This is a genomic window from Fructilactobacillus lindneri DSM 20690 = JCM 11027, assembly GCF_002907375.1.
In the GTDB taxonomy this organism is placed as follows: Bacteria; Bacillota; Bacilli; order Lactobacillales; family Lactobacillaceae; genus Fructilactobacillus; species Fructilactobacillus lindneri.
Genome location: NZ_MIYK01000010.1, coordinates 146,568 through 162,035 on the forward strand (window position 1 = coordinate 146,568; position 15,468 = coordinate 162,035).

A 15,468-nucleotide genomic window follows, 5' to 3' on the forward strand; every position below is an offset into this window, starting at 1 on the left:
ATGGCAGTTTTAGTTGCTGGAGGGGCTGGATACATCGGCTCTCACATGGTAGATCGATTAGTTAATGAAGGTTATGACGTCGTTGTAGCTGATAACTTATCAACTGGTCATAAAAAAGCCATCAATCCTAAAGCTAAGTTTTATGAAGGCGATACTCGGGATGGCGAATTTTTAGACAATTTATTTGCAAATGAAGATATTGATACAGTGATTCATATGGATGCTTTTTCATTAGTATCAGAATCAATGAAAAATCCATTAAAATACTTTGATAATAACGTAGTGGGTATGATTGTACTTTTAGAAGCAATGAAAAAGGCAGGCGTTAAAAACATTGTCTTTTCTTCAACGGCCGCTACTTACGGTAATCCAGAACGGATTCCCATTCACGAAAAAGATCATAAAGAACCAATCAACCCTTATGGTGAAAGTAAGCTAATCATGGAACACATCATGAAATGGGTTGATAAAGCTGATGGAATTCACTCCGTCGCTTTACGTTACTTTAATGCTGCTGGTGCTAAACAAGATGGATCAATTGGAGAAGACCATCATCCAGAAACTCACTTGATTCCAATTGTGTTAAAGGTGGCTGCTGGTCAGCAAGATAAACTAAAAATCTTTGGTGATGATTATGATACTCCAGATGGAACTAACGTTCGTGATTACGTTCATATCTTAGACTTGGCGGATGCCCATATCCTAGCAATGGAATATCTTAAAAAAGGTAATCCTAGCAATGTCTTTAATTTAGGTTCATCAACTGGATTCTCAAACAAGGAAATTGTGGAAGCTGCTAGAAAAGTTACTGGTAAAAAAATTCCAGCTGAAGTTGCTACTCGTCGTGGCGGTGATCCCGATACTTTAGTAGCTGATAGTACTAAGGCTCGTGAAGTTTTAGGCTGGAAGCCAAAATTTGATAACATCGAAGATATCATTAGTACCGCTTGGACTTGGAAACAAAAACATCCAAATGGTTATGAAGACCAACAAGGCTAGTCAATGAAGAAAAATAAAACTTATTTAGGAGTTATCTTGGCAATCTCTGGAGCACTTATGTGGGGAATTCAAGGACCGGTTTCTCAATTTCTGTTTCAAGATAAGAGTTTTTCAACTGAATGGTTAATGGGAATTAAGATGTCGATAGCCGGCATCTTAATTTTGCTTTTTACCAAGTTTGTGCAAAAAAACTCTTTAATCACGATTTGGAAACAGAAAACCGCTTGGCTACGTTTGCTTTGTTATGCTGTTTTTGGTTTAGCCGGCGTCCAGTATTTTTTCCTGCTAACGGTCCGTGCTAGTAATTCAGCAACTGCTACGATTATGCAAAGTCTTGGAACTGTGATGATTGTGATTTTAACTGCGCTTATTTATCATCAATTACCATCCAAACCACAAGGAATAGCGGTATTGGTTGCTTTAGTTGGAACGTGGCTGTTAGTTACCAAAGGTGATTTGACCACCATTGCAATTGGTCCTAGGGCATTTGGATTAGGGTTAACCGTTGCTCTTGCTGGAGCTTTGCAAACCATGTTACCGGTAAAGTTAATTAAGAAGTTTAGTACGTTTGTCGTTGTGGGCTGGGCGATGGTAATTGGCGGATTGATTTTCACTTGTATTCATCCTTTTTGGATGAACGCTCCTCATTTATCGCTGGCTGGAATATTTGGAGTAGCTTTTATTGTAATTTTTGGAACAATGTTGTCGTTTCTCTGTTTTACTTCCAGCCTTCATTATATTTCTCCTACTACCGCTGGTTTATTAGATACTTTTGAGCCTTTATCGGCAACAATTGGGACAGTTGTCTTTTTTAACACTAGTTTTAATATATATGAAATAATTGGTGGAATTTTAGTCCTTAGTACGGTCTTTATTCTAGCAATCAAACCTAAAAAACAATCCTAAGTGATTGTTTTTTTATTAATCTAATTGAACACCATGTTGACTTAATAATAAAATAGATTAAAATAAAACTAAGAAAAAAAGAGGTGGAAAAATTGGTAAAGCAACTGCGAAAAACAAATACCGTTGCCGAGATAAAAAATGCTTTTGTGGACTTAATTTATTCCAAAGGTTTTCGGTCTATGAATGTAACAGACATTACCCGAGCTGCGGGAATCGGTAGAGGAACATTTTATACTCATTACACTGATAAGTATGATCTTTTAGAAAAGATTGAAGATGAGTTGCTTGATCAATTGCAGTCTGATTTAAAAAACGTGATGCCAAATGCGATGCAATGGCTGATTGTGGATAAAAACGCTGCAACACCAGCACCATTTATTTTGGAAACGTTAAATAATTTTTATCAAAATCGGCGTTTGATTGCAGCATTATTGAGTGAAAAGGGAGATCCACATTTTATTGGCAAAGTAAAAAAAATTATTTTTGCTGATTTAGATAGTTCTTTAACGAAACTTGATAAGCAAGTTACGGTTGCTGATAAAATACCCGAAGATTATGCCCGCGAGTTTACGATTGATGAAGTTATGGGTGTAATTGTATATTGGATTTCCAAAGCTCATCCGGAAGAACCAGCTGAAGTTGCTCAAATTATTACTAAGTTACAAAATGAAGCACCAATGCAATTATTTTCCATGAAAAAGGATAAAGAAAGGAAGTCCAAGCATGAATAAATTTGTGAAAAAGTATACAGTGGTTGCCATTTTATGGATAGTAGCAGTAATAGCAGCTATTTTATTCTTACCTAACATTAACAACTTGGAAGCACAAAAGGGTCAAACTAAAATCCCTAGTGATATGCAGAGTCAAGTGGCAGAAAATATGCAAAAACACTGGGGTCATCATATTAGCAACACACGTCAAGTAGTGTTGGTCTATCATAATGACAAAAAGATTAATGCTAGCGATCAAGCTAAAATTAATCATCAGCTTCATCAATTAACTAAAAAGTCCGATTATTATGGGATTAAAGGGGTTACTTCTGTTCAAAATACCCCAGTTGCAAAAAAACAACTGATATCAAAAGATAAGACAACTGAATTAGTGCAGTTAAATATTTCTAAGCAGGATTCAGTTGAAACAATTAATAATAAATTACAAAAGGGTGCCCGAATTAACGGACTTCAATCATATGTCACTGGTTCAGACATTTTGAATAATGATATGCGGGTATCGATGGTAGATGGGATTAAAAAAACAGAAATTATTGCGACTGTCTTTATTCTGATTGTCTTGATTATTGTTTTCAGATCGCCAATTGTGCCGTTGATTTCCATTTTGACGGTCGGAGTTTCGTTTATTACGTCGCTGAGTTTAGTCATGAATTTGGTAAAATACTTTAATTTTCCACTTTCAAACTTTACCCAAGTCTTTATGGTAGTAGTTCTTTTTGGAATCGGGACCGATTACAACATTTTACTGTATGATCAGTTTAAGGATGATTTGGCAGATGGAATGGATAAAGTGGCAGCTACCATGCATGCCCGTAAGCTAGCTGGAAAAACAATTCTTGATAGTGGAATCTCAGTTTTAATCGGATTCGCTGCATTAGGGTTAGCTAATTTCTCAATTTATCGTTCTGGAGTTGCAGTCGCTATCGGGGTAATTTTATTACTTTTGGTATTGTTAACGTTAAATCCATTTTTTATGTTGACTTTAGGCGGAAAGATGTTTTGGCCAGTCAAACGGTTGGAAACACAAAAGCAACGTAGCAGATTATGGGGGTTTCTTTCATCAAAAGCAGTTCAATTTTCAGTGCCAGCTATTTTACTAGTTCTAGTAGTTGTGCTGCCATTGGTAGTGATGGGTCATGGCAAATTGAACTATGATGATGCTGTTGAATTAAATAATAAAATTCCTTCTAAACAAGGGTTAAATATTGTACAAAAACACTTTTCTAAAGGAACTGCTGAGCCAGCTACCATTTACATTAAAGCAAATCATAGCTTAAATAATGAAAAGAGTTTGATGACAATCGATCGGATTACGCGACAACTAGCTAAAAGAAACGATGTGAAGACCGTTGCTTCAGTTACGGAACCAAGCGGACAGCCCATCAAACAATTATATTTAAATGATCAATTAAAAACACTGACTGGTAAAATGAGTCAAGCTAATAGCGGACTAAGTAAAATTCAAGCTGGTGCTGCTAATCAGTCGTTTAATGGCAGCCAATTAAAGGCAATTGGTGAATCCGCTCAATCCATCGGACAACATTTACAAAATATTCAAAGTACAGCTGGCGGAAGTAATATGACTGCAGGACAACAGGTAGTGGCCTTGATTCAACAAAAAGCAACCGCAATGGGTTCTCCATTGAATCAAGCTCAATTACAAGTTGTAACTGGTGCATTACAACAAGCCGGTGCACAAGCTCAGGCTAAACAAAGTGGTATGAGTAATGATTTAAATGGGATAGCAAGTGATACACAAAATATTGGAAATAATACGCAGTCCATGGCTAATCAATTACAAGCTCTGCAAGGACAACTAGCTGCTGCTAACGAGGGACTCGGTAAAATTTCACAAGGAAGCGCTGCAGCTAATGATTATCTGAGTGCCTTGCAAAGTTCTGCTGTTTCTAACGATACTTTCTATATTCCTAATCAAGTTCTGCAAAGCAAGGAATTTAAACAAGCATTAAATAATTATCTTTCAGAAAATCAAAAAATTACCAAGCTTACAGTAGTATTGAAAGATAATCCTTCAAGTTCTCAAGCAATGAAGTCGATTAATAACATTCAATCTCAAGTAAAACAAAACATTGGCGGAACCAGTTTAAATGGATCCACTGTTGCTATTAGTGGTCAAACGGCTACTATGTCTGATACACATGAGATTGCTACTAAAGATTTCTTACGAACTGCCATTATTATGTTAATTGGGATTTTGTTGGCTTTGATGTTTGTGACAAAATCAATCTTACAACCACTTTATATTGAAGGAACCTTGCTGTTGGCTTATCTTTCTTCATTAACGATTACTAAACTAATTAGTACTGTCATTTTGGGGCAAAAAATGCTGACTTGGAATACGCCATTCTTTGCTTTTATTATGATTATTGCTTTAGGAGTCGATTACAGCATTTTCTTGATGCGTAAATATCAAACGATTGATCCTGAAGCGGAACCAGCCGAGCGAATTGTAGAGGCATCGAAGTTCATAGGGGTGGTTGTGTTATCATCTGCCTTGATTTTAGGCGGAACCTTTGCTGCTTTGATTCCATCTGGTGTCTTAACACTGATTCAAGTTGCAATTGCGGTGGTAGTTGGATTATTGATTTTGATTATCATCTTGCCAATTCTACTTTCAGCTGCTATTAATTTAACGTATGGTGATCAGCGAAACTCAGAACGCAAACGAAGAATTAAATAAACAATTAAAAAAGTCTAGAGTCTTTCTAGGCTTTTTTGATTAGTTAAAATATTTTAAGTTTAAGATTATTTACGCTATCGTTTGTATAAGAGTATTATTAAACTGTTGAGAAAAATTTAAAATTATTTTTGAGGTGAATTGTATGGGTGCCACGAAAAAGGGAATACACGGAAATATTATGAAAGGAATTTTATGGGCAGCTTTGGCGTCTGCCTTTTGGGGTGTTTCTGGAACAATTCTTCAATTTGTTTCACAAAATGCTAAAATTCCAGCTGGCTGGTTTTTATCAGTTCGGACTTTATTTTCTGGGATTATTTTATTAGTGATTAGTGCAATTATATATAAAGGTAATATTTTTAATGTTTTCAAAACTTGGAAATCGATTTTGTTAATTTTTGGGTATGCAATTTTAGGCTTAGGTGCTAATTTACTATCATTCTTCTTAAGTGTACAGACTGGTAATGCAGCTTCTGCAACTATTTTGCAATATTTGGCGCCTTTATTTATTTTATTGGGAAGCTTTATCTTTATGCATAAAAAACCAAATAAAATTGATTTGATTGTTTTTTTAATTGCTCTTGTCGGAGTTGTTCTTTCTATTACGAAGGGTGATATTAGTCAGCTTTCAATTCCACCAATTTCATTATTTTGGGGAATTATTTCCGGGATTACGGCTGCATTTTACGTAGTCATTCCGAGACCTTTAATGCAGGATAACTCACCACTCACAGTTTTAGGCTGGGGAACTTTGATTGCTGGATTCTTCTTTAATATTCATCAACCGGTATGGGTTGGGGTACCACAACTGACATCTGGAGGGACAATTGGAATTGGCGCCATTATCATTTTTGGAACAGTTCTTCCATTTGCTTGTTTATTACATAGTATGCATTTTGCGAGTTCAGAGGATGTTAGTTTGGTCGATGCAGTTCAGCCGGTAATGACATTTGTTTTGAGTGTGATATTTTTACACACGCAAATTAGTTTTATGGAGATTGTGGGTTCAGCTCTGGTAATTTTAGCAATTTATATTTTGCAAAATTATAAACGAAAAGTAGTTGAAACTGAAATTGATAAAATGAAACTTTGATGGTGAACTATGACAGAAAAATATGAAGTATTGAGGTTTATTGGAGTGCCTGTTGAACAAGATGATTCTGGCAACTATCAAATTAAGTTGGATGCCAACGGTGATTTCAAATTGCATGAATGGAGAATCGGGAAACATACCAAAGGTAAATTTCGAAATATCGGACAGGTTTTTTTGACTGAGAATCAGATGCGGGTTGCAATTATAGCTTCTTTTAAGGTATCCTTTAAAAAACGCCATCACTTTACCCCAATGGCACGATTCTTGAGCGATGATGTCGACTCGGAGGTTGTGAAACGAGCTAAGGTTAAGCTAACAGGCGATAAATGAGGAGTTAAAATAATGTTTGAAAGAATCAAAAATATGAGTAATACCGCTAAAGGAATTATTCTTGCGGGATCAGCTTCTGTTTCTTGGGGAATTGCTGGGGTTATTACTCAATTTGTTTCACAAAATGAATCAATTCCAGCTTCCTGGTTTTTATCTGCCAGAACTTCTGGAGCAGGGTTAATCTTGTTAGCAGTTAGTGCTTTAGTTTATCGTGGTCGAATTTTTAATATTTTCAAAAGTTGGAAATCAATTATGATTTTGATTGCTTATGGATTATTTGGATTAGCTGCAAATATGGGTAGTTTCTATGTAAGTATCCAAAATGGTAATGCAGCTGCAACTACAATTTTGCAATACTTAGCACCACTATTCATTGTGTTAGGAAGTTTTATTTTTCAACATAAAAAACCAGTGAAAATGGATTTGGTGGTTTTCGTAATTGCCATTGTGGGAGTTTTCTTGTCAATTACGAAAGGCGATATTAGTCAATTATCAATTCCAATGGATTCATTTATTTGGGGGTTGATTTCAGGGGTAACTGCTGCTTTGTACGTTGTTCTTCCTCGTTCTTTAGGAAAAGATAATCCGCCAATTGTGGTCATGGGTTGGGGAACTTTAATTGCAAGTATTGCCTTTAACCTTAACCATCCGGTTTGGACTAATGTACCGCATCTTACTAGCGGAGCAATTTTGGGTGTTTTAGGAATTATTTTCTTTGGGACTTTATTAACTTTTTCAACTTTAATTTATGCTTCCCGTTTTACTTCTTCTGAAGTTATTAGTTTAATGGATGCATTACAGCCAGTTTCAACTTTTATCTTAAGTGTTATTTTCTTTCATGCAGCTTTGAGCTTGGCAGAAGTAGTTGGAGCAATCTTAGTTATTCTGGCGATTTATCTCTTACAGTATTCGCAACGCAATGATCCAACTAAATTAAATTTATAAAAGTAAACTAAAGTAAAGACCTTCACGGCTTAGTGAAGGTCTTTATTATCGTTTTTAAATAGGAGTTTGAAACTAATAATGGAAAGGATGAATTGATAATAATGAATAATAACAAAGGGGTATCGCTGCTAGGTCTTACGATGCTGGTGATTAGTGCATCGATTGGAGCTGGAATTTATAATGCCAGTGAACAATTAGCCGCGGTCTCGACTCCTGGTCCTGCCCTTTTATCGTGGTTAATTACAGGGATTGGAATTTTTGGATTAGCACTGAGTTTAAAATCACTGAGTGAAACCAATCCAGATTTAAATGGAATGGCTGAATATGCTCAAGCAGGTTTTGGTAACTTTGTTGGTTTTATATCAGGCTGGGGTTATTGGTTATCGTCGTGGGTTGGGAGCGTAGCATTTGCGACCATGATGATGTCAGCCGTTGGTTATTTTTTGCCAGCTTTTCGGTCGGGAAATTCAATTCCAGCGATTGTGGTAGCATCGATTATTTCATGGTTATTAACGTTTTTGGTAATTAATGGAGTTGAAAATGCAGCATTTATCAATGTTTTTATTACCGTAATTAAGTTAATTCCATTAGCGGCCTTTGTATTGTTAGGGATTGTGATGTTTAAAGCCCATGTTTTTACAGCTCATTTTTGGCAAAATTTCACAACTAATTTTACATATACTAAAGCAACCCCAAAAGGGATTTTTGACCAAATCAAAGGATGCTTAATTACCATGATGTGGGTTTTTGTTGGGATTGAAGGAGCTACGATGATGGCTGGCAGAGCACGTAAACGGTCAGATGCGAGTCGTGCTACTATCATTAGCTTTATATCATTGTTGATTATTAATGTTGTCATTTCAATGCTGCCATATGGATATTTAGATCAAGCCCAGTTAGCACATGTTAGTAATCCCGCTTTGACATATGTAGTTGAAGATATGATTGGGCCAATTGGAGGAACATTGGTCAGCATTTCATTAATTATTACTATTTTTGGATCGTGGCTATCATGGACGATGCCGCCTGTAATTGCGACATCGCAAATGGCAGAAAAAGGGATGTTGCCACATTGGTTTGGTCATTTGAACCACAAAAATTCACCTTCACATTCACTTTTTTTAACTCAAATTTTGTTGCAGTTGTTTTTAATTTCGTTAGCATTTTCTGATCAGGCTTATAATTTTGCAATTTCATTGTGTACAGCAGCCATGGTAATTTGTTATTCGCTAGTAGCAGCTTATCAAATCAAGGTTGGGCATCATCATCATTCTTTTAAAATGATGTTACCGGGAATAATTGCTCTCGTTTTTGAAGTTGTAGGGATTACATTTGCTGGACTCCAATATCTTTGGTTATGCTCAATTGCTTACGTTTTAGGGTTTGTTTTTTACATTAAGGCTGCTAAAGAAAATCAACGTCCCATTAACAAAAAAGAATGGTTGTTGATGATTTTAGTAACCGTGATTGCAATCATGGCAGTCGTTGAGCTAGCACTGGGGAAAATCAGTTTGTCTTAGTAAGTTTTTAGCTCTAAATGAAAAAAGTGCTGTATACTTGATAACAATAAATTGTTAAGGATGCTTTTATCATGAAAACAAACAAGAAATATCGGAAATGGATTATTGCGGCACTTATAAATTTGTTGTTGATAGGTTTATTAATTCTATTTGGTTTTAATTTATATAGTTTAAATAAAAATCAGCAAAAATTGAGTAATGTACAAACTAAATATAGTATGTTAAAAGATTCATACGATGGGATGAACACTAATGATGTGACCTACCAAGAAAATTTAACTTATCAAAATATGAAAACAATTGCTAAAACCAACAATGATTCATTAACTGATAGTATGAAAATTATTTTTGGTAATTATCCGACGGTTGCTAAGAACGAAGCAGCCGTTACTAAATTGACTAAAAATTATATGACAAAAGCTGATGCGCAAGCCTTGATTGGTTCAGTAAATCACTATACACGGTTACATGACATTAAAATTTATAACTATAGTGATGAAATGTCACAAAAGGAACATTATTATTACTCCAATGTCACGGTTACTTATTATGAGAGACGAGGGAATCATCTTCATACCAACCATTATCTCTTTAAGGTTACTTTGAATCATCAAGATTTGAATTCTGATAAGATTTGGTTCCACTTAATTAGAAGTTTTAGAGGTGATCGACATGCTAGATAAAATTAAAATTATATTAAAAAAAAATAATTTAATTATTACCATTCCAATTATTCTGATTGTTATTTTAACAGTTGGGAATGGCTATTTAATCTACCAAAACAATCAAGTTACCCAAAAAATCACTATGCAAAACAAGGCAATTGCTAAGACAAGTAAAGATTTTACTAAAAAGTATAAAAAAGTTGCTAAAAATGCAAAACAAGAATTTAAAGCAAAGCATACTAACCCGTTAAATCAATAAAGTTTGTACAAATTATAAATTTATATTATAATTTTAACAATTAATTGGTTCAGAGAATCCAAATTGAATTAAATATGAATTTAATTGAAATGGATCATTCTCTAGAGCAGGGGATGGTTCATTTTTTAATAAGTAATTAATATACGGAGGTAATAATGGAAAAACCGCTGATGATTGCATTAGATTTTCCTGATTTAGATCAAGTGCGCCAATTTTTAGCTCAATTTGAGCAGACAGATCAATTAACTGTCAAAATTGGAATGGAATTGTTTTATCATTATGGACCAGCTGTGGTAACTACCATCAAACAAGCCGACTGTGATATTTTTTTGGATTTAAAATTATTTGATATTCCTCATACTGTTGAAAAAGCAATGGAACAATTAGGTGCATTAGGAGTTGATTATGTAACCGTACATACTTTGGGTGGTTTTCAAATGCTGCAGGCAGCTAAAAAAGGTTTATCTGATGGAGCTAAGCGTGCCGGTTTGCCTAAACCACATTTATTAGGTGTCACTGAATTAACTTCAATTTCAGAACAAGTTTTAAAAGAGCAGCAAAATTGTCGTTTAGATATGAATAATCAGGTCGTTTCCTTAGCTAAATTAGCCAAAGATTCCGGTTGCGACGGTGTGATTACTTCTGCTTTAGAGTTATCGGATTTAGTGAAAAGTGTGGGAACTGATTTTGAATATGTAGTTCCAGGAATTCGAATGCACCAGGATGCAGCCGGTGACCAGAATCGAGTTGCTACTCCAAAAGATGCTCGAAAAGACGGAGCTTCTGCCATTGTAGTGGGACGCCCGATTACTCAGAGCAATGATCCAGAGCATACTTATCAACGTTACTTAAAGAGTTGGACACTGAAATAAAATCAAGGAGTAAAAAATGAATAAGATAGAAAGTCAAATCTTACACCAATTAGTTGAAAATCAAATCGTCAAGTTAAATTCTAAACAAAACTTTCAATTTGCTAGTGGCATTAAGTCACCCATTTATACTGATTTACGTTTGACAGTTTCATATCCAAAATTGCGGACGATGATTGCTAAGGCGCTTACAGAATTAATTAAACAAAAGTATCCAGATGCAACCGTGATTGGTGGAGTTGCCACTGCTGGAATACCTCACGCAACGTTAGTTGCAAATAATCTGGAGCTTCCAATGGTCTATGTCAGATCGAAGCCAAAGGACCACGGAACTGGGAAACAAATTGAGGGAATTATTAATTCAACTGATAAAGTAGTTTTAATTGATGATTTGATTTCAACTGGTGGTAGCGTGATTCAAGCAGCTCAAGCGGTCCAAAAAGAAGGATTTAATGTTGCTGGAATTGTTTCAATTTTTTCTTATGGATTTAGGGATGCGGATAACAATTTTAAACAAGCCGAATTGCAGTTTGAACCACTTTTAACTTATGCTAAATTAATCAAAGAATTATTAGATTCAGATGTAATTAATCAAGAAAAATATGATTATTTAAGTAATTGGCATCAAGATCCGTGGGCTTGGAAATAGATTGTCATTTGACAATTTATTAAAGTAAAAAGAAAAATTGTCAAGATGTTGCTATTTTGTAAACTAGATGTAACAATCTTGTGCTATTATAAAGGTGTTTAAAACTTAAAAAATGATTAAATTTTGAATTTCTATAATTCTATAAAAAGGGGATTTTAATATATGAACAAGTTTACTAAAGCGCATAATAAAATGGCTCTAGCAACTGGCGAAACTAAAACCAGAACCAAATTGACAAAGTCAAAACATGGCTGGCTTAAAATCGCAATGGGGATTACATTTGCTTCAACTTCATTATTTGCAGTTGGACATACTACCCATGCTGAAACACAACCAAGTGTTCAAGCTAATGTTGCTAGTACCACAACTAATAATAATGACAATAAAACTGTAGATGCACCTAAGACTAATACTATTCAAGATACAGCAGATCAAGCAACTGATGCTTCAGCTGTAAAGGATGATGCAGTAAAAACTACTGACGCTAATAAAGCTAATGATAGTCAAACAGCTCCTGTTAAGACTGACGATAATCAAGTAAACACAGATGCAGCAAAGACTGTTACTAGTGATAGTGCAGCAGATAAAATTGCTGATGCAGCTAAACCAGCAGAAACCAATCAATCGGCAGCCTCTGTTCAAACTGACCAATCAAGTCAATCTGTTGACAGTCCTGCTAAGACAGATGCACCTGTTAAAACTACTGACGATAGTCAAGATGTTGCTCCAGTAGCACAAACTACTGATCCAGCTTCTAAAGCAGCAATTCAAACTACCGATGCAAAGGCTGACGATAGCGACAAAGTTTCATCAGACAAACAAACATCTGAAACTAAAGCAGCTAAAGTTAGTGATGATGTAGCAACTGATAAGGCTGCTGACAACACTAAAGCAGATGACAGTCAAAAATCAGATGTTAAAGCTACAGATACCAAAGCTGACGATAGCGACAAAGTTTCATCAGACAAACAAACGGCTGAAACTAAAGCAGCTAAAGCTAGCGATGATGTAGCAACTGACAAGACTGCTGATAACACTAAAGCAGATGACAGTCAAAAATCAGATGTTAAAGCTACAGATACGAAGACTGACGATAGCGATAAGGTTTCATCAGACAAACAAACAGTAGATGACATTAAAGCAGATGATGTAGCAACTGACAAGACTGCTGACGCTACTAAAGCAGACGACAGTCAAAAATCAGATGATCAAAGTAATGACAATGCAGATGATAATGATGAATATCAAATTACTGATCGTCTCGGTGATGAATCAGACGAAGATAATTCTGCTGCAATGGCATCAGCTCAAGCTGCACTTGCAAGTTTGAAGAGCCAAAGTCCATTTATGGTATTGGTTGCAAACAACAGTAATACTGCTGGTATGACTCCCGCTTCCGGTACATATACGCTTTCAGGGACTCAAAATGTTCGTGACGGTGCAGGAACTAATTACAATATTACTGGACAATTAAATGCTGGCGATTCTATCAATTATGATGGAACTAAAAATGCTGATGGGTATACATGGGTTCATTACCAAAACTACGAAGGTTTAGACCGTTGGGTAGCTCAAATTGCTAGTGCAAATACTAGTCATCAGGCTTTTATTAGTTCACTTTCTGCCGGAGCAATCGAAACTTGGAAAAAGTATGGTGTACTTCCAAGTGTTTCAATCGCACAAGCTATCGTTGAAAGTGCTTGGGGTCAATCTGCTCCCGGTAACAACTTATTTGGTATTAAGGGGAGTTACCAAGGACAATCAACTACACAAAAAACACAAGAATATCTTAATGGACATTATGTAACTATTTATGATCAATTTAGAGCATATCCTAGTTATACTGAAAGTATCCTTGATCATGGTAGTTTTTTAGCCGTTAATTCACGTTATGCTAACTTGATTGGTAGCCGTGATTATGCACAAGTATGTTCAATGCTTCAAAGTGATGGATATGCAACATCACCAACTTATGCTAGTACATTAATTAGTGTGATTAGATCAAATAATTTGAGTCAATATGACCAAAATCTTGATAATCCAACTCAAGGAGCAAACAATCCTGATAATGGAAGTACTAATGTTGTTCCAGCCAATGGTACTTGGACATTTAGTACTGATACCAATGTAAGAACAGCTCCAAGTCTTTCCGGATCTGTAGTTGGTATGGAAAATACTGGTACTAAAATTACTTATGATGGATTAGCTGATAATAACGGCTACACTTGGATGCGCTTTAAGGATGGTTCTGGTGCAGAACGTTATGCGGCACAAATTGGTGCAAATGCTGATGTTCCTGCAACTCCAGCTCCAGAGACACCAACTGCCCCTGCAGCAAATAATAATGGCGGCGCAACAACTAACAATAGTGGTTCATATACACTGCCAAATACTCAAAATGTTCGTAATGATGCTAGTTTAAATGCTGGAATTACTGGACAATTAGAACCAGGTTACACAGTAAATTATGATGGAACAAAAGATGCTGACGGTTACACATGGTTGCACTATAACAACTATGCAGGCGCTGATCGTTGGGTAGCTAATATGGGAAGTACTGCACCTGCAGCAACTCCAGCTCCAGAAACACCAACTGCACCTGTAGTAAATAATAATGACGGTGCAACAACTAATAATAGCGGTTCATACACACTTGCAGGAACACAAAATGTTCGTGACGGCGCTAGCTTGAATGCTGGAATTACTGGACAATTAGAACCAGGTTACACAGTAAACTATGATGGAACCAAAGAAGCAGATGGATACACATGGTTACACTACACAAACTATGCTGGTGCAACTCGCTGGGTAGCACAAATCGGAGCATCAACTGCTGCTCCTGCAGCACCTGTAGCAACAACTAACAATAGCGGTTCATACACACTTGCAGGTGACCAAAATGTCCGTGATGGTGCTAGTTTAAATGCTGGGGTTACCGGTCAATTACATGCTGGTGATACAGTAAACTATGATGGCACTAAAGAAGCAGATGGATACATATGGTTACACTACACAAACTATGCTGGTGCAACTCGCTGGGTAGCTCAAATTAATGCTACTCCTGCTGCAACTCCAGCCCCCGCTGCTACAGTAAATAACCAGGGTGGAAATTACACACTTAGTGGTGACCAAAATGTTCGTAGTAGTGCTAATGTTGGTAATAATGTAACCGGTCAATTACATGCCGGTGACACAATTGCTTACGATAAAACACAACAATCCGATGGATACACATGGTTACATTACAATAATTATGCTGGACAAGATCGTTGGATTGCCCAAATGGACAGTATTCCTGCCACAACTGAATTAGCAGTTTCTAATGGTTCTGTTTCACAACAAGCTCTTAAGATTGCTACTTCATTAGCTGGGACTAAGTATGTTTATGGTGGAAGTAATCCACAAACTGGTTTTGATTGTTCTGGATTGATTTACTATGCTTATCAAAAAGCTGGTAAGACTTTGCCTAGACATGCAGCTGGTCAATATGGAGCAACTACTCGTATTAGCAAAGCCCAAGCTCGACCTGGCGATTTAGTATTTTTCCAAGATGGTTCAGGAATTTATCATGATGGATTCTACCTTGGAAATGATAAAATGTTAGACGCCCAAAACAGAGGTGTCGTATATAACGACTTACTTTCATACTTCAGTGGTAGTGTTTACTTCGGTCGTGTAAACTAAAATTAAATTAAAAATTATATTTTAATTGAAAAAGGGAGAATCTACTTAAATTGGCGACAATTTGAGTGGATTCTTTTTTTGAAAATAATTTTAACAAGGGATAAAACATCGGTATAATGG

The 15,468-nt window shown here is 36.0% G+C and carries 13 protein-coding genes; all 13 read left to right on the plus strand.

The window, feature by feature from the left end; genetic code table 11:
- The 13 genes from galE (at position 1) to BHU33_RS03665 (ending at position 15,348) form a co-directional block, all read left to right on the plus strand.
- Entirely contained in the window at positions 1–999 is a 999-nt protein-coding gene (gene galE / locus BHU33_RS03605; RefSeq protein ID WP_056997718.1) for a UDP-glucose 4-epimerase GalE, read from the plus strand.
- Between the two features lie 3 nt (positions 1,000–1,002).
- Positions 1,003–1,905 carry a DMT family transporter gene (locus BHU33_RS03610; RefSeq protein ID WP_054645992.1) on the plus strand — a complete coding sequence of 301 codons (903 nt, stop codon included), beginning with the start codon at positions 1,003–1,005 and terminating at the stop codon, positions 1,903–1,905.
- Between the two features lie 92 nt (positions 1,906–1,997).
- Positions 1,998–2,636 carry a TetR/AcrR family transcriptional regulator gene (locus BHU33_RS03615; RefSeq protein ID WP_054645991.1) on the plus strand — a complete coding sequence of 213 codons (639 nt, stop codon included), beginning with the start codon at positions 1,998–2,000 and terminating at the stop codon, positions 2,634–2,636.
- Complete coding sequence (locus tag BHU33_RS03620) at positions 2,629–5,337, plus strand: MMPL family transporter (protein WP_054645990.1); 2,709 nt, start codon at positions 2,629–2,631, stop codon at positions 5,335–5,337. Before BHU33_RS03615 ends, BHU33_RS03620 begins: the two co-directional genes overlap by 8 nt.
- Before the next feature lie 178 nt (positions 5,338–5,515).
- A complete protein-coding gene (locus tag BHU33_RS03625) occupies positions 5,516–6,427 on the plus strand; it encodes a DMT family transporter (protein WP_225354803.1) in 912 nt (303 codons plus the stop codon).
- A 9-nt stretch (positions 6,428–6,436) separates the two neighbouring features.
- The gene (locus BHU33_RS03630; protein WP_054645989.1) at positions 6,437–6,757 is read left to right on the plus strand and encodes a DUF7671 family protein; all 321 of its coding nucleotides are present in this window, start codon (positions 6,437–6,439) and stop codon (positions 6,755–6,757) included.
- 12 nt (positions 6,758–6,769) lie between these two features.
- Entirely contained in the window at positions 6,770–7,702 is a 933-nt protein-coding gene (locus BHU33_RS03635; protein ID WP_056997716.1) for a DMT family transporter, read from the plus strand.
- Between the two features lie 101 nt (positions 7,703–7,803).
- Positions 7,804–9,222 (plus strand): basic amino acid/polyamine antiporter, encoded by a 1,419-nt coding sequence (locus BHU33_RS03640; protein WP_054645988.1) that lies wholly within the window; start codon positions 7,804–7,806, stop codon positions 9,220–9,222.
- Positions 9,223–9,293: 71 nt separating this feature from the next.
- Positions 9,294–9,905: a hypothetical protein gene (locus BHU33_RS03645; protein WP_054645987.1), complete on the plus strand. Its 612-nt coding sequence runs from the start codon at positions 9,294–9,296 to the stop codon at positions 9,903–9,905.
- On the plus strand, positions 9,895–10,146 hold the full coding sequence (locus BHU33_RS03650; protein ID WP_054645986.1) for a hypothetical protein: 252 nt from the start codon (positions 9,895–9,897) through the stop codon (positions 10,144–10,146). Before BHU33_RS03645 ends, BHU33_RS03650 begins: the two co-directional genes overlap by 11 nt.
- A gap of 155 nt (positions 10,147–10,301) precedes the next feature.
- Entirely contained in the window at positions 10,302–11,018 is a 717-nt protein-coding gene (pyrF, locus tag BHU33_RS03655; protein WP_054645985.1) for an orotidine-5'-phosphate decarboxylase, read from the plus strand.
- Positions 11,019–11,034: 16 nt separating this feature from the next.
- Positions 11,035–11,664 carry an orotate phosphoribosyltransferase gene (pyrE, locus tag BHU33_RS03660; RefSeq protein WP_054645984.1) on the plus strand — a complete coding sequence of 210 codons (630 nt, stop codon included), beginning with the start codon at positions 11,035–11,037 and terminating at the stop codon, positions 11,662–11,664.
- Between the two features lie 162 nt (positions 11,665–11,826).
- Complete coding sequence (locus BHU33_RS03665; RefSeq protein ID WP_056997715.1) at positions 11,827–15,348, plus strand: SH3 domain-containing protein; 3,522 nt, start codon at positions 11,827–11,829, stop codon at positions 15,346–15,348.
- The last annotated feature ends 120 nt before the right edge of the window (positions 15,349–15,468 follow it).